Origin of the sequence: Hymenobacter sp., assembly GCF_036387835.1 — a bacterium.
Classification (GTDB): Bacteria; Bacteroidota; Bacteroidia; order Cytophagales; family Hymenobacteraceae; genus Hymenobacter.
On record NZ_DASVSY010000029.1, the window covers coordinates 1 to 21,575 of the forward strand.

General features: G+C 54.6%; 17 protein-coding genes. 10 read left to right on the plus strand and 7 right to left on the minus strand.

Annotated features, from left to right (window positions below):
• Both VF639_RS05830 and VF639_RS05835 read left to right on the plus strand, forming a co-directional pair.
• The coding region (locus VF639_RS05830) for a hypothetical protein (protein WP_331144947.1) at window positions 1–192 on the plus strand (192 nt) is incomplete at its 5' end.
• The gene (locus VF639_RS05835; protein ID WP_331144948.1) at window positions 131–736 is read left to right on the plus strand and encodes an REP-associated tyrosine transposase; all 606 of its coding nucleotides are present in this window, start codon (window positions 131–133) and stop codon (window positions 734–736) included. The genes VF639_RS05830 and VF639_RS05835, both read left to right, overlap by 62 nt.
• Before the next feature lie 198 nt (window positions 737–934).
• On the opposite strand, the gene VF639_RS05840 is transcribed toward VF639_RS05835, so the two are convergent.
• Complete coding sequence (locus VF639_RS05840; protein WP_331144963.1) at window positions 935–1,075, minus strand: hypothetical protein; 141 nt, start codon at window positions 1,073–1,075, stop codon at window positions 935–937.
• Here VF639_RS05840 and VF639_RS05845 point away from each other — a divergent pair.
• From VF639_RS05845 to VF639_RS05855, 3 genes are all read left to right on the plus strand, one after another.
• Window positions 1,028–1,147: a hypothetical protein gene (locus VF639_RS05845; RefSeq protein WP_331144949.1), complete on the plus strand. Its 120-nt coding sequence runs from the start codon at window positions 1,028–1,030 to the stop codon at window positions 1,145–1,147. The genes VF639_RS05840 and VF639_RS05845 overlap by 48 nt on opposite strands.
• Window positions 1,148–1,361: 214 nt before the next feature.
• The gene (locus VF639_RS05850) at window positions 1,362–2,252 is read left to right on the plus strand and encodes a 3-keto-disaccharide hydrolase (RefSeq protein WP_331144950.1); all 891 of its coding nucleotides are present in this window, start codon (window positions 1,362–1,364) and stop codon (window positions 2,250–2,252) included.
• Between the two features lie 219 nt (window positions 2,253–2,471).
• On the plus strand, window positions 2,472–2,843 hold the full coding sequence (locus tag VF639_RS05855; protein ID WP_331144951.1) for a hypothetical protein: 372 nt from the start codon (window positions 2,472–2,474) through the stop codon (window positions 2,841–2,843).
• 215 nt (window positions 2,844–3,058) lie between these two features.
• Here VF639_RS05855 and VF639_RS05860 read toward each other — a convergent pair whose 3' ends face one another.
• Entirely contained in the window at window positions 3,059–4,969 is a 1,911-nt protein-coding gene (locus tag VF639_RS05860) for an ABC-F family ATP-binding cassette domain-containing protein (RefSeq protein WP_331144952.1), read from the minus strand.
• A 111-nt stretch (window positions 4,970–5,080) separates the two neighbouring features.
• The gene (locus VF639_RS05865; protein ID WP_331144953.1) at window positions 5,081–6,481 is read right to left on the minus strand and encodes an exodeoxyribonuclease X C-terminal domain-containing protein; all 1,401 of its coding nucleotides are present in this window, start codon (window positions 6,479–6,481) and stop codon (window positions 5,081–5,083) included.
• Between the two features lie 417 nt (window positions 6,482–6,898).
• Between VF639_RS05865 and katG the strand changes: the two genes are divergently transcribed.
• Complete coding sequence (katG, locus tag VF639_RS05870; RefSeq protein ID WP_414654668.1) at window positions 6,899–9,184, plus strand: catalase/peroxidase HPI; 2,286 nt, start codon at window positions 6,899–6,901, stop codon at window positions 9,182–9,184.
• Between the two features lie 290 nt (window positions 9,185–9,474).
• On the opposite strand, the gene VF639_RS05875 is transcribed toward katG, so the two are convergent.
• The gene (locus VF639_RS05875; protein WP_331144954.1) at window positions 9,475–11,952 is read right to left on the minus strand and encodes a T9SS type A sorting domain-containing protein; all 2,478 of its coding nucleotides are present in this window, start codon (window positions 11,950–11,952) and stop codon (window positions 9,475–9,477) included.
• A gap of 451 nt (window positions 11,953–12,403) precedes the next feature.
• On the opposite strand from VF639_RS05875, the gene VF639_RS05880 reads away from it, so the two are divergent.
• The 3 genes from VF639_RS05880 to VF639_RS05890 all read left to right on the plus strand — a co-directional run bounded on the left by VF639_RS05880 (window position 12,404) and on the right by VF639_RS05890 (window position 16,037).
• Complete coding sequence (locus VF639_RS05880; protein ID WP_331144955.1) at window positions 12,404–12,934, plus strand: hypothetical protein; 531 nt, start codon at window positions 12,404–12,406, stop codon at window positions 12,932–12,934.
• A 570-nt stretch (window positions 12,935–13,504) separates the two neighbouring features.
• Window positions 13,505–15,661, plus strand: a complete 2,157-nt coding sequence (locus VF639_RS05885) for an alpha-galactosidase (RefSeq protein WP_331144956.1) — start codon at window positions 13,505–13,507, stop codon at window positions 15,659–15,661.
• A gap of 139 nt (window positions 15,662–15,800) precedes the next feature.
• Window positions 15,801–16,037 carry a hypothetical protein gene (locus tag VF639_RS05890; protein WP_331144957.1) on the plus strand — a complete coding sequence of 79 codons (237 nt, stop codon included), beginning with the start codon at window positions 15,801–15,803 and terminating at the stop codon, window positions 16,035–16,037.
• Between the two features lie 180 nt (window positions 16,038–16,217).
• Here VF639_RS05890 and VF639_RS05895 read toward each other — a convergent pair whose 3' ends face one another.
• From VF639_RS05895 to VF639_RS05905, 3 genes are all read right to left on the minus strand, one after another.
• On the minus strand, window positions 16,218–17,849 hold the full coding sequence (locus VF639_RS05895) for an amidase (protein WP_331144958.1): 1,632 nt from the start codon (window positions 17,847–17,849) through the stop codon (window positions 16,218–16,220).
• Window positions 17,850–17,904: 55 nt separating this feature from the next.
• Entirely contained in the window at window positions 17,905–18,567 is a 663-nt protein-coding gene (locus VF639_RS05900; protein WP_331144959.1) for a metallophosphoesterase family protein, read from the minus strand.
• A gap of 270 nt (window positions 18,568–18,837) precedes the next feature.
• Entirely contained in the window at window positions 18,838–19,008 is a 171-nt protein-coding gene (locus VF639_RS05905) for a DUF2256 domain-containing protein (protein WP_331144960.1), read from the minus strand.
• 251 nt (window positions 19,009–19,259) lie between these two features.
• Here VF639_RS05905 and VF639_RS05910 point away from each other — a divergent pair.
• A partial coding sequence (locus VF639_RS05910) for a S8 family serine peptidase (RefSeq protein WP_331144961.1) occupies window positions 19,260–21,575 on the plus strand: 2,316 nt, incomplete at its 3' end.

Sequence of the window (21,575 nt, forward strand, 5' to 3'; positions counted from 1 at the left end):
CCCCCCAAGCTCCAGCTTGGTGCGTCGTTGAACGTCGTCGTTGTCGAGATGGCGCGGCGGTTAGAAACGACGATGTTCAACGACAACGTTCAACGACGCACCAAGCTGGAGCTTGGTGTTACATTTGCCCATGCTTCCCCCCGACTTGACGCATTACCAACGGGCACTGCCGCATCGGCTGCCGCCGGGTGAAAATCTGTTCATCACCTTTCGGTTGGCGGGCTCACTGCCGCGGATAGTGCTGGAACGGATGCGGGCTCATTGGGAAATGCTGGATGTGCAGCGTACTGCTCCTGAAGATACTTATGCCCGCCAGCGACGCTACTTTGGCCGCTTCGATAAGCTGCTGGATAGCGCGGACATTGGCCCAACCTGGCTGCGGATGCCTACTGTTGCTGAATTGGTGCAGAACGCCCTGCATTACTACGATAGCAAGGGCTATCAGTTGGTATGTTACTGCCTGATGCCTAACCATGTGCACTTGATTGTATCACTACCAGACGATGCCCGCCCCCTAGCCCGAACGCTACAATCCATCAAAAGCTACACCGCCGCCAGAGCTAACGCACTACTTGGCCGAAACGGCCGCTTCTGGCACCGCGAAAGCTACGACCATATCGTGCGCGACGCCGACGAGATGCAGCGCATCATCAGCTACGTACTGGAAAACCCCGTGAAAGCCGGCCTGATTTCCAACTGGCAGCAATGGCCTTACACGTATTGGCACGAGCTGTAACACCAAGCTCCGGCTTGGTGCGTCGTTGAACGTCGTCGTTGAGATGACGCGCACGACGCACCAAGCCGGAGCTTGGTGTTACATTCCCCTATGTTTCCCTCCAACCTGACTACTCTTACGCAAACAACACAGGCACCTTAACTCACTACGGTCCTGTTCGAAGGCCAGCGCCCCGGCGAGCCTTACGGCGAGCGAAGTCTACAGCTGGTAGTAAAACAGGCCGCTGAACGGGCTGGTATTCGCCGACCAGTTACCTTGCACATGCTGCGACACAGCTAGGCTACTCACCTGTTGGAAGCCGGGACAGATATCCGGATTATTCAGAAGTTGTTGGGCCATAGCAAGATCAAAACTACCGAAACCTGCCCCCACGTAGCCCAAATCGCCCGGCCTCCCCACTTGATACATTAGACCTTTAAATGGTTAGCTTCGGGAAGCATACTTACGGCAGCATGCTTCCCGAAACTGCGCTACGCACAAAGTGCAGACTCCCGAAGTCTATACACAGCCCGAGTTTTGTAAATAAGATGTTGGCTGTAAGTTGGATTCAAAAAATTTAGACCAGTGAAAATAACATTAATTCCATTTTACAACCTTCACGAGGCAGTTATTCATCACGTCTTACATGAAACAGAATAGTACTAATTTCAATGAAACGACTCTTATGAAACGAAATGGATGGATCGTGGCGCTCCTGCTGTTGTGTACAGTTGTTGTGGGCTTTTCCAAATCGTTCCGCCAAACAGACGATTGGAAACCCTTGTTCAACGGCAAAGACCTCAGCGGCTGGGATACGTACCTAGGCCCGCCGTTGGATGACTCGGGGAAAATGTTAAGTACTATACCCGTGGGATTGAACAAAGACCCGAAACACGTTTTTTACGTGGTGAAGGAAAACGGCGAAAAGGTTATCCGTATTTCCGGCGAAGCGTGGGGCGGCCTTTCAACGAAAGCGGAATATAAAGATTTTCATCTTCAGCTTAAGTTCAAATGGGGTTCATTGTCGTGGGGGCAGAAGAAGAATAAGAAAAAAGACAGCGGTTTGCTGTACTTCGCCACCGGGCGCCACGGCGCCGATTACGGAGCATGGATGCGCTCCCAAGAGTTCCAAATAGAGGAAGGCAATAGCGGCGACTACTGGGGCGTGGCCGGAGGCATGGAGGATATTACGGCCATCAAAAAATCAGACAGCGAATATGTTTACGACCCGGCGGGCCCGTTAATTACGTTTAGCGCCAATGGTAAGACGGGCCGGCATTGCACTAAACGATTGGATGCCGAAAAACCGTCCGGGCAGTGGAATACACTCGACCTGTATTGCCACGGCGATACGAGCGTGCACGTAATAAATGGCGTAGCCATGATGGTGCTGGTTCATTCCGGGCAATGGGAAAACGGACAGCAACGGCCGCTTACGCAAGGGAAATTGCAAATTCAATCCGAAGGCGCAGAAGTTTTTTACAAGGACATAAAAATAAAACCGCTTAACGTCGTTCCAAAAGCGCTGCTGAAATAAACCCATGTGGATTTACACCCACGTAGCCCAACGCACCCGCCCTGCCTCCCCCTTAGATGACCTCGGGTTGTGAACCTTCCTGGTAGCGTCATCCTACCCATTTTGGCTGCAATGACGCTACTAACTTGCGTACTAAGGCCAGATATGCGCTACTTGTGACCCCTACGGGTAGCGCATACCCGGATGTTGTGCGTCATAACAAACAATGAACATTGTACGATGAAACGGAAGTTGTTTTTAGAAGCTTTTTTTGGTGCTTTAGGGGCAAAGAAAGTCCTGTGGACTGACTTTCAATTGGACAAAGTTTACGGGACAGTTGTGTATGATCCAACAGACCAGGAAGAAAGACAAGACTTTATATGGCACATGAATGAAAGTAATGTGCCGAGTGACGATGTGCGTAAACTGCTATGGTTTCTTTCAGAAAACAATTTAATGGATATTGACAAGATAGCTAAGCCTATCGATGAACTTAACATTGACTTCATCGAAAAAAATAAATTGGAATCAGTTTGGAATGATCTGTTTGATATTGAAGTAAGAATGATTGATGATGGCGAAGAAACAGACAGATACTTTATTCACGACTAAGCACGTACGAACGCACAACATCGGCTTTGCAATACGGTGGCTAACGAATGAATGCTGAACAAATGAACTTTATTCAACTTTGGCAATAAATTTAACTGACGGAACACGGAATGCCACCACATCGCAAAGCCGTTTAACGTTGCAACATAAAACAAAAGCCCCGCCGGAAGCACGTAGCTTCCGGCGGGGCTTTTGTGTTGCGGCAGAACCAGTGCTTACATCTCTGCCAGTGTTTCCCACCGGTCGTTGAGTTGAGCTAGCTCTTTCTTCACCAACTCAAATTTTACGGTAGCATCTTTTAGCTGCGCGGTGTTTTGGTAGATCTGCGGATCGGCCAGTTGCGTTTCGTAGCGGGCCAATTCTTTCTCAGTTTCCTCGATTTTCTTTTCTACCTCGGCTAGCTCCTTCAGGGCTTTTTTCTGGTCGGGCGACGGGGTTTTGGCGGGGGTGGCTTCCACTTTCGGTTCGGGCTTGGGCAGTGGCTTAGCGGCTGACGGCGAAGGCAAGCCAGCTTTCTTGGCGGCCTTCTCCCGGTCTTCCTGCCACTGCTCGTACTCGGCATAGGTACCGGGGTACTCCTTCAACTGGTAGTCTTCGATGTACCAAATTTTGTTGGCCACGTTCTCCACAAAGAACCGGTCGTGACTGATGACGATGTAGGTGCCTTCGTACTGGTCCAGGGCCTGAATCAGGATGTTGACCGACTGCATGTCCAGGTGGTTGGTCGGTTCGTCGAGGAGCAGGAAGTTGGCTTCCGAAATCAGGGTTTTGGCCAGCGCCACACGGCTTTTCTCACCGCCGCTGAGCACCTTGATTTTCTTGTACACCTCCTCACCCGTGAACAGGAACGAACCGAGCACCGAGCGCAGCTCCATCTCGGTACGCCGCGACCCGGCTTCCACCATCTCCTGCAAAATCTCGTTTTCGATGCGCAGGCTTTCCAACTGGTGCTGGGCATAGAACGACATGATGACGTTGTGGCCCAATTGGTGGTTGCCGTTGGTGGGCGCCTCCTGACCGGCTACCAGGCGCATCAGCGTGGATTTGCCTTTGCCGTTGGCTCCGATGAGGGCAATCTTGTCGCCGCGCTCGATGTGGACGTGGGTGTCGCGGAAGATGATTTTCTCGCCGTATTTCTTGCCCACGTGCTCCATGCGCAGAATGTGGCGGCCCGGCGTCACAGTGAAATTGAACTTGATATTCACGCGGGCATCATCACCGGCTACGTCCTCGATGCGCTCTAGTTTATCCAGCGCCTTCACCCGGCTCTGGGCCTGCTTGGCTTTGCTGGCCTTGGCCTTGAACCGCTCAATAAACCGCTCGGCCTGCTTGATCTGGGCCTGCTGGTTCTCGAAAGCGCCTTTCTGAATCAGATTACGCTCTTCTTTTTCTTCGATGTAGTACGAATAGTTGCCGGCATACGGCACCAGCTTGCCGCCCGTCACTTCCACGGTGGTGTTGGTGGTGCGGTCCAGGAATTCCCGGTCGTGGCTCACGATGATAACGGCGCCTTCGTAGCCGGCCAGGTAGTTTTCTATCCACTTGATAGACGGCAGGTCCAAGTGGTTGGTTGGTTCGTCGAGCAGCAACAGCGAGGGTTGCTGAAGCAGGATTTTGGCCAGCATCACGCGCATGCGCCAGCCCCCCGAAAACAGCTTCAGCGGCTTTTGCAGCTCCTCGGTCGTGAAGCCAAGGCCTTCCAGAATCTCTTCGGCACGGGCCTGCATGGTGTAGCCACCCAACGACTCGAACCGCTCCTGCAGATCAGCCAGCTTCTCGACCAGGTCGTCGGTGTAGTTGGTTTCAAACTCCTGCAACACCGCATCGATCTTCTTCTGCACGTCCAGCGCCTCGGCAAAGGCTTGCATGGCCACTATCAGAATCGGCTCGTGCGAGTCGTAGCTCAGCAAGTCCTGATTGAGGAAGCCGAGGCTCACGTCCTTGCTCATGGAGATGCTGCCGCCGTCGGGCTTGTACTCGCCCACCAGAATGCGCAGCAGCGTGGATTTGCCCCGACCATTTAAGCCAATCAGGCCGATTTTGTCTTTGGGCTTTATGTGGAGGTTGGCTTTGTCGTAGAGCGTACGGGAGCCAAAATGGAAATCTAGGTCGCTAATCGAAATCATCCTACTTTGCTTTGAAGCAGCAAAGGTACAACCTATCTTGTTCCGGCTGGATGAAAAAGAGTCAGGACTAGTCTTTGGCTTTCGCCACTTTTAGAACTTGTCGACAGAAAGTCAAAAGCCAATTCCTTCATAATCGTTAGAACCTCTATAACTTCCGTATTGTCCATCAGTCATAGTATCCCACGAATCTTTCCAAGGATCACTATCACTATCATCATGATGATTATGACTTACTTCCTGCCTCTTCCCTATAGACAAAAAGAATGAATTTCGCGTAATATCATCATACTCTTTGTTGATTATATCGTCCAAAGAATTTTCTTTATCAACCGGCATAGTTTTACATATAGCACTGATATCATCAGCTGCAAGTCTTATAGTATATGTATCTTCATCACAGTTGCGATTAAACTTTGACTCGTTTAAATTTTTGTCTCTGGAATACTGTGGGCCAAATGTTTCGGAACAAGTTAAAAAAATAGACCACCAAAATTCCATCGTTAATCTTGCGAATGGCTTGAATGCATTTATATAGACACCTTTATCATACTTATATTTTTCATATTTTAATTTTATATAATCATTATGTTTTTTTATCTCTTTAATTTTATCTTCTTCTATTTTCTCCAATAGAAGAAATTTTTTACTTTCTTCTATTGATAAATCTCGCTCTTTTTTCTTGGAAAAAGGATCTATATTAGGATACGAAATGTGATTTTTACGGTATACAATATAATCAAATTCGTATTTAGGAAGACGCCAGTGCTCAGCCTCATATTTATCCCCTTTTTCTTTTGTCAATAACACTTGCCTTAAAGGGCTATAATCAGAATTAGAAAAATCAATTAACATCAATACTCCACTGTACTTTTCCGAATTCACCGTTTCAATATACAATGCCTTTCTCTCGGAGAATTCATTCGACGAATTTAACCAACAGTCAATTTTCAAAGAATTAAATCTAGTATTACACCAAGAATTAGGGTCATTTATCCACTTCAACATAGATGATAATTCATTATTTTTTATCAATAGAGCAAAAGCGGTTATATCTTTTTTATAACTCTTATTTATTAGAACAGAATTCACCCTATTAACAAATGAATTGTAGACACTATCACTCAAATTATTAAACGAGGAAAAATACACATATTTTGCAATCAAACTAATATAATATCCTGGCATTGCAAGTATATCAAACTCTGCTCCATTATAGTCAATCTGCTTTAGTTCATGAGGTCGATTTTCATCTGATAAATCAATAGCGCAATTAATCAATAAAGAATTCTTTAACATTAATGACCAAACTGCTTCATAGTTAAGGCAGAAAGAAGTATTACAACTCTTCAAATCATTCAATACATGCTTTGCAATACAGAAACGAGAAATATTAGCACAGCAAAAACTGATATATGAAGGATCTTTTATTGCAACTTCCCTCAGAGTATATCCCTTATATTTTCCAAAGGTAAATTTAGAGTCACTGAAATAGTAATGAAGAGCAGTGGACATACTATGTTATTAAATTTTACTACAGCAATATACTAGAATGATTCAGTTCTCACGCCAGAAGCGAATTTACTGATATCCCTATAGCAACATTAAACCGAATAATCTACCGCTCACCAACCTCTCTAGCCCCCCAAACACCTCCACCCGCTTCATCGGCAGCACAGCCCCCGGAACAGGAATCGGGCATGTAGAATTCGCCACGCGAGTTCGGTGCACCTTAACATTCAGAGCCCCAGTACGCTTGTAGTTGAAGTTGCGCAGCTGCCAGGCTACGTGTTTGCCGAGTGCTGGGTTATACCCACCGCCCTATCTCGCCGAATAAGCCAGAACTTATTTTTTGCTTAATGCACATCATCACGGCATTACTAGTAGGCTGCACAGGTATAAATCCAAACTTTTTGGCAGGCTGCGCATTATATGCACACCAAACCGCAACCCAATTTCAAGATGGACAACAGTCAGCATGCACACCCCACGGGTGATTCGATTCTGGAAGAAGTGAATGGGCCGGCGGCCGCACAGTGCCCTTTCAGCAGCGGCGCGCTGCAACGCAGTGCCGGCGGAGGCCGCACCAACCGCGAGTGGTGGCCCAACCAGTTGAAGCTCAACATTCTGCGGCAGCACGCCAGCCTGTCCAACCCGCTAGACAAGGATTTCAACTACGCCGAAGAATTCAAGAAGCTCGACCTGGCAGCGGTTAAGCAGGATCTGTTTGCGTTGATGACGGACTCGCAGGACTGGTGGCCGGCCGACTACGGGCACTACGGCCCGCTGTTTATCCGGCTGGCCTGGCACAGCGCCGGCACCTACCGCATCGGCGACGGGCGCGGCGGCTCCGGCTCGGGGGCGCAGCGGTTTGCCCCTCTCAACAGCTGGCCCGACAATGCCAACCTCGATAAGGCCCGCCTGCTGCTGTGGCCCATCAAACAGAAATACGGCCAGCAAATCTCCTGGGGCGACCTGATGGTGCTCGTCGGTAACTGCGCCCTGGAGTCGATGGGGTTCAAAACGTTCGGCTTTGCCGGGGGCCGCGAAGACGTGTGGGAACCCGAGCAGGACATCTACTGGGGCTCGGAGGCCGAGTGGCTGGCCGATGAGCGCTACACTGGCAACCGACACCTGGAAAACCCGCTGGCCGCCGTGCAGATGGGGTTGGTGTACGTGAATCCGGAAGGTCCGAACGGCAAGCCCGATCCGGCCCTGTCGGCCCACGATATCCGCGAAACCTTCGGCCGCATGGCCATGAACGACGAGGAAACGGTGGCCCTGATTGCCGGCGGCCACACCTTCGGCAAAACCCACGGCGCCGCCGACCCCGGCAAATACGTGGGCATGGAGCCCGCTGGTGCCAGCATGGAAGAAATGAGCCTCGGCTGGCGCAACAGCTACGGCAGCGGCAACGCCGGCGACACCATCACCAGCGGCCTTGAAGGCGCCTGGACCAGTACGCCCGCCCAGTGGAGCAACGACTACTTCGATAACCTGTTCGGCTTCGAGTGGGAGCTAACCAAGAGCCCTGCCGGGGCGCACCAGTGGCGGCCCGTAAACGGCGGCGGCGCCGGCACCATCCCCGACGCCCACGATCCGGCCAAGAAGCACGCCCCCTTCATGCTCACCACCGACATCGCCCTGCGGGTAGACCCGGCGTATGAGGTGATTTCGCGGCGCTTCCACGAACACCCCGACCAATTTGCTGATGCCTTTGCCCGCGCCTGGTTCAAGCTGACCCACCGCGACATGGGCCCAATTGAGCGCTACCTCGGCCCGGAAGTGCCTACCGAAGAGCTGATCTGGCAGGACCCGGTGCCGGCCGTTACCCACGCGCTGATTGACAGCCAAGATGTGGCTACCCTCAAGGACAGAATACTGGCTTCCGGCCTGTCAGCATCCGAATTGGTGGCTACTGCCTGGGCTTCGGCCGCTACCTACCGCGACTCCGACAAGCGCGGCGGCACCAACGGCGGCCGTTTACGCCTAGCTCCCCAGAAGGACTGGGAAGTCAACAAGCCGGCGCAGCTGGCGCGGGTGCTGCATGTGCTGGAAGGCGTGCAGCGGGAGTTCAACGGCGCTCAAACTGGCGGCAAGCAGGTGTCGATGGCCGACCTGATGGTGCTGGCCGGCGCGGCCGGTATCGAGCAGGCCGCGCGCAACGCCGGCCACGAGGTGACGGTTCCGTTCACGCCGGGCCGGGCCGACGCCTCGCAGGAGCAAACCGACGTGGCCTCGTTCCGGGCGCTGGAGCCGGGCGCCGATGGTTTCCGCAACTACCAGAAGGCGCACCACAAGGCTTCGGCCGAAGAAATGCTAGTGGACAAAGCCCAGCTGCTGACGCTCACCGCGCCCGAGCTAACGGTGCTGTTCGGGGGCCTGCGGGCCATTAACATTAACTTCGATGAGTCGCAGCACGGCGTCTTTACCGACCGGCCGGGCGCCCTCACCAACGACTACTTCATCAATCTGCTCGATATGGACACCACCTGGAAAGGCATGTCGGACGCGCAAACCGCCTTCCAGGGCCGCGACCGGAAGACTGGTGCCGTGAAGTGGACTGGCACCCGCGCAGACCTGATTTTCGGTTCGAACTCCGAGCTGCGGGCCTTGGCGGAGGTGTACGGCTACGCCGATGCTCAGCCCAAATTCGTGCGCGACTTCGTGGCTGTATGGGCTAAAACAATGAACCTGGGCCGTTTCGACCTGGCATAAGGTAACTGCCCCAGACCAGCGGCCGTGGGATCAATGCCTGAGCAACGCATCAAGCAACTAGAAACAGTGCTGCCCGAACAGAAGCGCCACTAGCAGCAGTTGAAAAAACAAGCGAAAAGCCTCGCCGAAAAATCCGAGCTTGTTCTTACCTCAAACTCAAACGCCCTTCCGGCCATATGGCTGGAAGGGCGTTTTTGCGTGGTTGCCTCTCCGGGTAGCTCATCTCCTAAACAGCTTATCCCAAGCGACTAACTGCTCGAAATAGGCTGTTTAGAACAAGATTCGGCAAGCTATTGCTTGAGAAGGCGCGTTACGGCGCTTGCCTTGCCTTTCACGGCTGTGATGGTGTACAAGCCCTCGGGCAGTTGGCGGAGGTCGACTGCCTGCCAGGCTTGCTCCGCGGGTATGGTCTGAACTACGGCTCCTAGGGCATTGATTACCGTAATCTGGCCGCCTACCAGCGCCGGGGCTAACGCCAGCGTAACGGATTGCCCGGCCGGATTAGGGTACACCGCTATTGTGGCGCTGCCGGTTGCTGCCCCGGTTTGCTCTGAGTTCAACGAGGTTCGGTTGGCCGGAGTAGTAGATGAAGCAACCCGACCCACGGCAATACCGCGGCCAGCCGTACTCATATACACACGGCCGTAAGTGTTCATATCGCCCATCACAAACTGGCCGTTAGCCGGGCCGCCATACTCGTGCCGGGTGTCGTTTACGCGCACCCAGGTAGCTCCTTGGTCGGTGGAGCGGTGGATGCCACGAGCCCCACTCACGTCGCCCCAGATAAAGATGGTTTCGTAGTTGCTGCCGGTGGCGGCTTTGCCTATACCCACTGCTCCGCAATACGTTACGTTGCTGAGCTTGGTGAAGGAGGTGCCGGAATTGGTGGAGCGAACCAGCCCGCCGCCGTAGAGCGCCACCCACAAGTGCCCTTCCCGCCCCGGTACGGTCCGGATTACGCTAGAGCCGCCAGTAACCAGCGTGGCAGCGGCGGCAAATGAAGCGCCCCCGTTGGTGCTTACCAGCATAGAGCCGTTGGCCGGATTGTAAGCGTAAAACTTACTGGCATTCACCCGGTCGGCTACCGGCCGTGCGTTGCTGAATGTTAGTCCGCTCACCGTGGTCCAGCTACCGCCGTTGTTGGTGGAGCGGTAGGTGGTAGTGGCGGTGGAGTTGGGGCAGTGCAACAGGACGCTGCCATCGGCCGACAAGGCTACTTGTCCCTTGGTGCCGTTGATAGCCGCCGTTTTCGTCCAGGTCACGCCCTGATCGGTGGAGTAATACATGGTATCGCCAACCCGCACTACTTTGTTGGGATTGAGGCCCGCATAATCCAGGCCGGTTGTGGTGCCGATGCGGGGCGAGTAAATAGGCGCGTAAACCGTCACGTCGGTGTGGCGGAAGCCGTCGTAGTCGCCGATAACTGATAGCAGCGGCCCACCAGGAAGGCTCACCACGTTCAGGGGTACGGTTTCTTCCAGGCCCTTGACGTTGAACTTCCAGGTACCCGAAACGTCGATATCATCGTTGGAATACACCCCGTTGCCGGAGGTGACCCACACTTTCTTGCTGTTGAACGGGTCAAACTCGATGCAACCGGCCCAGTGAATAGACTGCCCCGGCACCCAGGTAACCCCGTTGGGGTCGAGGGTGAAGCCGCGGGCTACTACATCGGTCCAGCTGCTGCCCCCGTTGGTTGACAGGTAAAAATGGTCGCCATATACGCTGCCTTGCAGCTGGTATGTGTTGGTAGTGGAGATGACGATGCGGTTGGGGTTCTTGGGGTCAACGTTGATGCCGCCGAACGCACGGTTCACACCAGCCGGGGTCAGGTTGGTCCAGGCGCCGGAGGCCAGCGTATACTTCCAGATCTGGCCTTGGTCGTAAGGCTCGGCAGTGGTACCGTTCGGACCCGCGCCGTTGCCGTAGCTGATCAGCAGGTTGCCATCACTGGTGAGCACGGCGCGCTGCGGCATCAGGCCACTAGCTAAGTTGGGGTTGACCAAGGCCGTGAACGTGGCGCCCGCATCTTCACTTTTGTACAGGTTTTGGGTGTTGCCAGCGCGAGAAATACCAGCAAAGATTCGCCGGGTTACGCCGCTGGCCGTGCTGTTTTTGTCTAATACCACAAAGCTGACGCCATTGCCGTTGGCCGTGGTAGTGACGTTGAGTGCTCCCACTTGGGCCCAAGTGCTACCGGAGTTGGTGCTCTTAAACAAGCCGTTGGAACGCGTACCCACGTACAGCGTGGCGCTGTTGACGGGGTCTACCTGCAGCTTCTCGCCGTTGCTACGGCCCATGCCGTTGCCGTGGGCCTTGAATTGCGCCGTTACATCTACCACCGTCCAACTATCGCCGTAGTTGGTGGAGCGCAAAATAAACGAGCGGCCGTTGTTGAAATAGTTGATGCCGCAGTAGGCGTACACCGTCGCCGAGTTCTGGGGGTCGAGTGCTATAGATTCGACCCCGAACATGCCTTGCTCCTGATCGGAGGCAAAATCCATCAAAGGCAGCCATTTGCTGTTTGTCGCGTCCCAACGGTATGCGCCGCCCACGTCGGTGCGAGCATACATCAACCCGGCTTGCGTTTTGCTGGTCACAATGCCGGAGACAAACCCGCCACCGCCAATGGCTGCATTGCTCCAGTTGTAGGCTTCCGTGGTTTGGGCTTGGCTGCTGAGCTGTAGAAACGACAACAAGCAGACGAGCGCAAAGGCTTGCTTGTAGAAGAGTGCATACCTTTTGTTTGAAGTATTCCTGTCTGTCATAGCGTGGGGATTAAAGTTGGAAATCGATTGTGCAAACGTTTGCAATGTAATAACTATTCATATTGTTGTACTATGCTATTACCAATAGAATTATGGCTTATATACGGAAAGGGTATTTCAAGCTTATTCACACGCAAATGCATGCTTGAAGCTTTGAGCGAAAGAGCCTTTATTCAACTGCTTTTCCTCCTTGACATAGATTATTCGGTGGGCCCTTCTACTTGTTGATGCACCATCCAAAATGTATAGCCCATTTCCTCCTACTGGCCCTTCTAGCTTTGGTTTGCCTACCTCGTCGGCACTAATCATTCGGCAGGCTACTGTTATTGCAAAGCGAGTGTTAGGTAGCGGCCCACCAAGTGGGAGCAGAACTTAGAGCCTAGCCTTCATGGCACAAATAAGCCATGCAGCACCCCAATAACCGCTGGGTACCGTCCGCGTACACCTAGCTATGAAACGCTTTTTACTTTTTACTTTTCTGGCCTTATCCGCTTGTAGCTCCGAACGTGAATCGGCGGGCCGCAAGCAGGAAGAAGTGGTGCCAGCCGCCGTAAAGAGCGAAGTATCTACAACGGAAAGAGTAGGCGAAACTGGCCGCAACCACGCCTATATTCGGCGCTTCTATATGAGCAAAGGGCGCTTCTACGTGACTTTGGACTACATCCAGTTTCTGACCGGCAAGGCCGCCGTGGCAGCAGCCCGGCGCAAGGGCGACGCCCAAGTGGAAGTGGTAAACGGCGACTCCATCTATTCGGTGTTCGACGACCACTACATCGTCAACGACATTATCAGGCCACGTACCTTCCCGCTGAGCGAGCAAGCTACTATCACGCTTTGGGACACCTCCAGTGACTTACGTCAATACAGCGCAACGCCCGCGCAAATGCTGGATAAAGGCAAAGCCTTGTTCCGCTACGCACCTTTTATCGTGGAAACCACCCAAGGCCGCGTTACGAGCATTACAGAGCAATACGTGCCGTAGAGAGGTGCGGCATGCTGTTGTGTTGGATGTTCACCGTAGGCTCAACTACTCGGCATAAAAACTTACGTTCCCTGCTGAATTAAGTAGCCCTTCAATAGCTAACGTGGCAGAAACGAAAAGAAGAGTAGCACTATCGCCAACAGTACAATGATAGCACCAGCTATTAGGAAGAAGACCACTTTTATTAGCGTGTGATTCAACTTGTCGAAGGCATCGACGGTGAAGCGGCAAGGATTGAGGGGTCGTAGCGGAGGCCAACGGTTTGGCCGGGCTTGTACTGCAGCCTCGCAAAAGATAGTGAACACCCCTGCAAAAATGCCAGCTACGTACAGAAACAAGCAGTTGAACTGCATCCGAAGTCAGTATAGAGCCCACCTTCAAACGCTGAGCTTACTAACAAGTTATCGGACCTAGGAGGCCGGCAGTTACTTGGCGGGAACCATCAAATTCCACTTTCCACAGATATTTTTTCACTGAAAATTCAATGAAACCAGCAACTTGCGGCCCCATGCAAACCTTAGCCGTTGCTTTTGGCGGCTCGCCTTACTGTTCCTACACTGCTCTCTGTTTATGCGCAAACTTTTCCTGTGCTTCCTGCTTCTGCCGCTTGGCCTGGCCAATGCCGCGGCGCAATCGGCCCCCGCTCCCATTATCATCGAAACCAGCCACACGAGCCTGGTTTTCGCGGTGGGCGAAAACAAAAAGCTCTACCAAACCCACGTGGGCACCAAGCTCACCAACCAGCAGGACTACAAGAGTCTGCCAAACAAACACGAAGCCTACGCCACCGCCGGCACCGACAATCTATTTGAGCCGGCTATTCGAGTAGTGCATCCCGATGGCAACCCCTCGCTTAGTCTGGCTTTTGTGGGGGTGCAAACCAACAAAGTGGGCGACAACGTGACCACCACCATCCAACTGAAGGACCCGCAGTACCCGGTGGAAGTGGCGCTGCATTTGACGGCGTATTTCAAGGAAGATGTCATCAAGACGTGGACGGAAATTCGGCACCAGGAGAAGCGGCCGGTGCTACTCACCAACTACGCCTCCGCCATGCTGCACTTCGATGCCGACAAGTACTGGCTCACGCAGTATCATGGCGACTGGGCCGAAGAGGTACGCATGCAGGAAAGCCAGCTTACAAGCGGCGTGAAGGTTATCGACAGCAAGCTCGGTACGCGGGCCAATCAGTACCAGACGCCAACCTTTTTCCTGGCCCTGGACAAGCCGGCCGACGAAAACACGGGTGAGCTCATAGCCGGCACCCTTGGCTGGACTGGCAACTTCCGGTTTGCCTTCGAATTAGACCAGCTCAACGCCTTGCGCATTTCGGCGGGCATCAATCCTTATGCTTCGGAATACACGCTGCCAGCGGGCCAGCCGTTTGTTACGCCCGAGTTCATCTTCACCTACTCCAACCAGGGCAAGGGCCAGGCCAGCCGCAACCTGCACCGGTGGGCGCGGCAATACAGCGTGCTCGATGGCACGCAGCCCCGCCTAACGCTGCTTAACAACTGGGAAGCTACCTTTTTCAATTTCAACGAAGCCAAGCTCGACTCTCTGATTGGCGGGGCCCGCACGCTCGGCGTGGATCTGTTTCTGCTCGATGATGGCTGGTTCGGCAACAAATATCCCCGCAACGACGACAAGGCCGGCCTCGGCGACTGGCAGGCCAACAAAACCAAGCTCCCGAGTGGCGTGGGGCACCTGGTACAAACCGCGCAGAAGGAAAACGTGAAGTTCGGTATCTGGCTGGAGCCTGAAATGGTAAACCCGAAAAGCGAGCTGTACGAGAAGCACCCCGACTGGATTCTGAAGCTGCCCAACCGTCCTGAAGACCTCAGCCGCAACCAGCTGGTGCTGGACCTGACCAACCCCAAAGTGCAGGACTTCGTGTTCAACGTGGTAGACGAGCAGCTTTCCAAGGGCGTGGCCTACGTGAAGTGGGACTGCAACCGGATGCTGACCAACACCTATTCCCCTTACCTGGGCAAAAATCAGGGTCACCTTTTCATCGACTACGTGCGGGGCTTGTACAAGGTGCTCGACCGAATCCGGCAGCGGTATCCGCACGTGCCCATGATGCTGTGCTCGGGTGGCGGCGGCCGCACCGATTACGGGGGTTTGAAGTACTTCACCGAGTTCTGGGTGAGCGACAACACCGACGCTTTCGAGCGGGTTCTTATTCAGTGGAGCTACTCCAACTTCTTCCCGTCTAACACAATGTCCAGCCACGTAACCAACTGGAATCGGCAGCAGTCCATCAAGTTCCGCACCGATGTGGCCATGATGGGCAAGCTGGGCTACGATATTGAGGTGGACAAGCTGAAGCCCGAGGAGTTGGCGTTCAGCCAGCAGGCCATCAAGGATTACAAACGCCTGAGCCCGGTTATCTGGCAAGGTGACTTGTTCCGGCTCCGCTCGCCCTACGAAAGCAGCCAGGCGGCCCTAGTGTACGTGGACCCTGCCCAGCAACAGGCGGTGCTGTTTGCCTACAACCTGCACACCCGCTTCAATGAAACAGTGCTGCCCGTGAAGCTTCAGGGCCTCGACCCCTCCCGCCGTTACCGCATCACCGAAATTAACCTGATGCCCGGCAGAAAGTCGCAGCTGGCCGCCAACGGCCAAACTTACTCCGGCGACTACTTAATGAAAGCCGGCATTCTGGTATCGCCCAACAACGCACCCGCCCTCACCAGCCACGTGTTCGAGTTGCGGGCGGAGTAGCTTGCTCGTTTTTGGCTTTCAGCTTGAAATTAGGCTCGGCTTATTGAGTTCGATAAACTAAAAACAACCAACCAAAAACGGCTACTAAAGCGGGGGTATCGTACAAGGAGGAGTATTTAACCTTAAACTGCGCTCAACCATGGCAACTACCAAAGCCCCTGCTGATACCGATCAACCGCTTGACGAACGCTCCAATAATGCCGTTCAAGGCAAGCAAGATGCCGGCGTAGTCGGCCAGAGCAGCGGCCGGCCCACGTACGGCACCGGCGGCTACGAACTAAACCTAGACGAGGAAACCGGTGACCAAGGCGGCTCCGGCAGTGCTTCCTCTTCGACCAGCAAAGCCCCACACGAGTCATCAGAAGACGATAAGTAAGCAGTTCGATCTAATTAAGCACGAGTACAAAGAAGGAGGGCGAAACCTAGGTTTCGCCCTCCTTCTTTTTTGTAGGCTTAGTTGCTAACTTTTGTGTTTGGCTCTCTTTATAGATTTTATGCGCAGGATATGAACAACTCTCCCGAATTAGGTTCGGGAGGGTTTCCAACGAAAGGTTCTTTACCCCACAAACGGCGGCTGGAACTGCGGGGCGACTCGCTTCTTCGAGGCTTGCTCGTAGGCATACGCCACCGTCAGCAACGGGCCTTCGGTGTACGCCCCACTCACAAACGACAAGCCAACGGGCAGGCCATTGACCACGCCCATCGGGACGGTAATATGTGGGTAGCCGGCCATAGCGGCGGGCGATGACGAGCCGGGGCCGCCGCCAGCGTCGCCGTTGATTAGGTCGATGACGCGGGCGGGGCCGGTGGTGATGCCCACGATGGCATCGAGCTTGTTGGTGCTGATGGCCGCGTCGAGAATCTGGCGGGCACCTAAGTGCGACTTGCGAAGGGCCGCTTGGTACTTGGGGCTGCTCAAGCCTTCCAGCTTCTGCGAAGATTCCAGAATTTCCTGCTGGAAGAACGGCATGGCCTTGGGCTTGTTTTGGGTGTTGAAGGCAATGACGTCGGCCAGGGTTTTGACGGGCGTGTTGGCCGTGGCCAGGTACTTGTTTACGCCGTCCTTGAACTCGTACAGGAGCACGTCATATTCGGCTTCGCCGAGGGCGTCGCAGGGCTTATCTACCTCCACTTCTACCACTGTGGCACCTTGGGCTTTGAGCAGCTCTACGGCTTGCTTGAACAGCGGAATGGCGCCGGAAACCCCTTCCAGGTGGCGCTTTTCTATACCGATGCGCTTGCCTTTGAGGCCGTTGGCATCCAGAAACTTGGTGTAGTCGGGCTGGTTTTTGCCGGCGCTTTCTTTGGTTACGGCATCGGTAGGGTCTTGGCCGGTGAGGGCGCCGAGCAGAATGGCCGCGTCGCGGACGTTGCGGGCCATGGGACCGGCCGTGTCTTGGGTGGCGGAAATCGGGATGATGCCGCTACGGCTCAGCAGCCCCACCGTTGGCTTGATGCCCACCAGCCCACAGCACGACGAGGGCGACACAATAGAGCCATCGGTTTCGGTGCCAATGGCCACGGCGCACAGGTTGGCCGAAACAGCCGAGCCCGAGCCGGCGCTGGAGCCGCTCGGCGTGCGGTCGAGGATATAGGGGTTTTTGGTTTGGCCGCCGCGGCTGCTCCAGCCACTGGTGGAACGCGTGGAGCGGAAGTTAGCCCACTCGCTCAGGTTGGTTTTGCCGAGCAGCACTGCTCCTGCGGCTCGCAACTGTTTAACGATAAAGGCATCCTGCGTGGCCTTATGCCCGATTAGAGCCAGGGAGCCGGCGGTAGTTTGCTGCTTGTCGCCGGTGTCGATGTTGTCTTTGATGAGCACCGGGATGCCGTGGAGCGGACCGCGCAGCTTGCCGGCTTTGCGCTCCTTATCGAGCGCATCGGCAATGGTGAGGGCGTCGGGGTTGACTTCAATTACCGAGTTGAGCTTCGGGCCGGCCTTATCGATGGCTTCGATGCGCTTCAGGTATAATTCGGTGAGGGAGCGGGCGGTGTGCTGGCCGTTGGCCATCTTCTCTTGCAGCCCGCTGATGGTGGCTTCGTTTAGCTCGAAGGAGTCGGGGGCTGCTGCCTCGCCGGTGGGGCCGGTTGCTGGCTTGGTGTTGGCCTCCGTGGTGCAGGCGGTGGTGCCCAAAGCGGTAAGTGCAAACCCGGCCAAGGAGCCGTTCCGCAAGAAAAGCCTTCTGTTCATTGGTGAAGTTGTTTTTGCTGTACGGCTGTAAGATAGAACCCCGGCCGTACTTCTCTTACTTCACCCGCGAACTATCTTCCCGGTGCGTGGGCACAGAAATAGCGTCTAGAAGCTGACCTGTTTCAGAAATTCGGGCGCCGGTGAGAGCGTGGCCGTACACGGCGCCGGTGTCCAAGTTCAGTGAGTTGGCTGCCGTATCCACCACATATATACCATTAGGGGTGGGCGTGTGGCCGATTACTTGCAGCTTGCCGATGTTGTGCAGCGGTCCTCGGCGCCACAGCAACCCGTCAGGATTTTCTTCGTCAAACGGGTCGGGGGTAGCGGCAATGCCGGCGTGGCTCACGAAGACGTGCTCGTTTTCCCAAAACAAAGGCCGTTGCTTGATCCAGGCTAAGTGCGGAGTCAATAGCTCAGGTTGGGCTTCGTACTGCTGTATAGTGAGGTCCCCACCCCACTCCGGCCAAGAGGTCGAAAGATAGCCTAGACTGTAATAATCCAGCATGCCTGCTTCGTGGTTGCCTTTCAGAAACCGGGCTTGCTCGGGGTATTTTTCGCTTAGCTCTATGGCTAGCGCCACGCACTCCGGGGCAAAGTTGCCGCGGTCCATCAAGTCGCCGACCTGAATCAAAAGCTCTTTTTCGGGCTGCCAGTGTTGCAGCAATTCTTGCAAGGTGTGGTAGCAGCCGTGCACATCACCAACAACAAACAGATCCATAGCAGCAGGTGTACACAAGTGTTCTATTGATAAGTGCGGTTGACCTGCCCCCGGCCCTCTCTCCTCAGGCAGAGGGGGAACCAGGAAAAAGTTAAGAGCCAACAGCGTTTCTAGAGCTAGTTCCTCCTCTGCCTGAGGAGAGAGGGCCGGGGTAAAGTCCCGTAGCAGTTCTGTGCGAGCAGAATAAGCATTGCCTTGCGCCTAAAGTTTATGGGCATTCACAAAAAAGCTGACTATTGACAGCACAACTTGTTTTCGGCGCTGCCATAGTTAGGTGGTTTCGCTTGGCATCTTCGGCTTGTTCCGCTGGCACTTTTCGCCGCAGTATTTCACCTCGTCCCAGGAGTTACGCCACTTCTTGCGGTATTCAAAGGGTCGGCCGCAGGTGAGGCAGATTTTAGTGGGCAGGTTGCCTTTTGTGAGCTTGGCGGGAATAGGCATAGGGTGTTGCTTACGGACTAACTCGGTTTACTGTTTAGTTTTAACAAGCACCAACTGTGAGGCAGCATACTATTTTCAGGGCTTAGCAGTTCGCTTGCACAAAATTGAATTTTATGAAATTAATTTAAATCTACGCAGCTTGTGTTAATGTATTTTTAATGAAAAAAGGTTTTTGTTGACAAATCCATAATTTAGAGCTTTGCGTATGTAGCCCTACTTCACTGCCTCAACCAAACTTTTACACTAATAGCATGAAAAAAACTTTACTCGGGTTGCTGCTCTGGATGAGCAGCACCGGAGCCGTACTAGCTCAGGCATTTATTGATTCTCACCTCTCTTCGGCCCTGGCTACTGCCACTGGGGCACAGCAGGTAGTGGTTACCTTCAAAGGCAATGGCGCCCCTTCGGCCGCCAACCTTCTGAAACTACAAACATTGGGCATCGTCCGGGGCGTTTCGCTCCAAGCCTTGCCAGTAGCCGGTGTACTAGCCACTCCCGCCCAAATCAACCAGTTAGCTGCCGACCCTAGCGTGGCATCCATCTATTTAAACCGCTCCCTCACGCGCGACAACGACGGCGCTACTGCCCTAACCGGCGCTCAGCGTGTACGTCTGGAATCGTCCTTTACGCAGCGCAACGGCGGTTTGCCGGTGTCGGGCAAGGGCGTGGGCGTGCTAATTAACGACAGCGGAGTTGACGGCACACACGCGGACTTGAAGCTCGGCCAGAACCTGAAGCAGAACGTGTTAGGTACCACCAACCTGAACGCACAAAATGCTCTGCTGCCCATCACCTACCTAGAGAATGTGCCCAACACCGACCAGACGGGCGGCCACGGCACGCACGTAGCCGGCATTGTGGGCGCTACAGGCGCGGCCTCTAACGGCAAGTACGCCGGGGTCGCGCCGGGGGCCGACCTCATCGGCTATGGCACGGGCGCAGGCTTGTTTATTCTGGACGTGGTAGGCGCGTTTGACTACGCCCTGGTGCATCAGTTTCAGTACAACATCCGCGTTATCACCAACTCGTTTGGCACCACCTCGGACGTTGGTACCGAGCCTAACCCCCTCGATCCTATTACTATTGCCACTAAACGCTGTGTGGACCGCAACATTGTGGTGGTATTCTCGGCCGGCAACTCGGGCGCGGGCTCGGGCACCATCACCGGCAACTACAAGAAGGCTCCTTGGGTAATCTGCGTGGGCAATGCCGACAAGGCCAGCGTACTAGCGCCCTCGTCTTCACGTGGCCGCAAAGGCGTGAATGGCACTGTAACCGTTGATGGCCAAAGCTTCCCGTGGCGCGACGAGCCGACGGTAACCGCCCCCGGCACCGATATCGTTTCGACCCGCGCTATTTCGCCAATCGGCTTGCTCAGCACGCAGCAAGATATTCAAGCCATTGAGCCGGCCTACCTGCCTTTCTACACCCACCTCACGGGCACCAGCATGGCGGCCCCGCACGTAGCGGGAATCGTGGCTCTGATGTTGGACGCCAACCCCAACCTGACGCCGTTGGAGGTGAAAACTATTCTGGAGCAAACCGCTACCAACCTACCTAACCGCGAATCGTGGGAGGTGGGTCGCGGCATGGTGAATGCTTATGCCGCCGTCGACCGGGCTTTCCGCCAAGCTAGCTATGGCGCTTCGGTGAATGCCACTCGGGTGTTCAACAGCAGCGTGAACACCAACGCTACTAGCTCGCCGTTCACCATCAATTTCAACCCGGCCACCACGGCCAGCAACAGCCAAACGTTTGCCGTAGCCGCCGGCACTTCCTCGCTGGAAGTAAGCTGCAAAGTATCGGGTTTGCTCGGCGAGACGGGTAACCCGGTGAATCTGGTGCTGCTTTCGCCGAGCGGTAAGCGCTATGCTTCCGGTATTTCGGTGCTGTTTGCTACCAGTCCGGGCCGGGCGGTGGCCGTGGCCGGACCTGAAACTGGCACCTGGACGGTACGCCTTGATGGCTTGCAGGGCGTGGCACTGCCCGAAACCGTAACGGGTACTATTTCCTTGAACCAAGCTGCCGGCGCTACGGGCCTAGCTGATGCCGTCGGACACCCCGCCGAGGCCTCTATTCAACTGGCCATTAGCAAGCGCCTGATGGACGGGCTTTCCAATGGCTTCAAGCCCAATCAAGATTTGAGCCGCATCGAGTTGGCTGATTACCTGCTCATGGGCCAGGCCGTGCGCCAGTTTCTACCTATCAGCGGCGCCGTGAGCTTCGGCGACGTAAGCGCCACCGACCGCCTATTGGCCGAATCGGTAACGGCGAAAGGTGCCGCTTTGCGCGACCGGAACCAGGTGCAAAACGGGGTCATGCAGCCCCTGGCTAGTGGCGTGTTCGGCCCGTCGGCGGCCGTTACCCGGGCTAGCCTGGCCTACTCCCTGGTGCAAAGCCTCGGCTTGCAAAACAAAGCGCAGCAAGCCCCCACCTCGCTAACCGTAGACGTAGATGGCCAGCGCATTGCTATTGATGATGCCGCCCAAATTCCGGCCGGCTTGGCAGGCTACGTGCAAGTAGCCCTCGACATGAACATCATCAACGCCTACTACAGCCTCACGCAA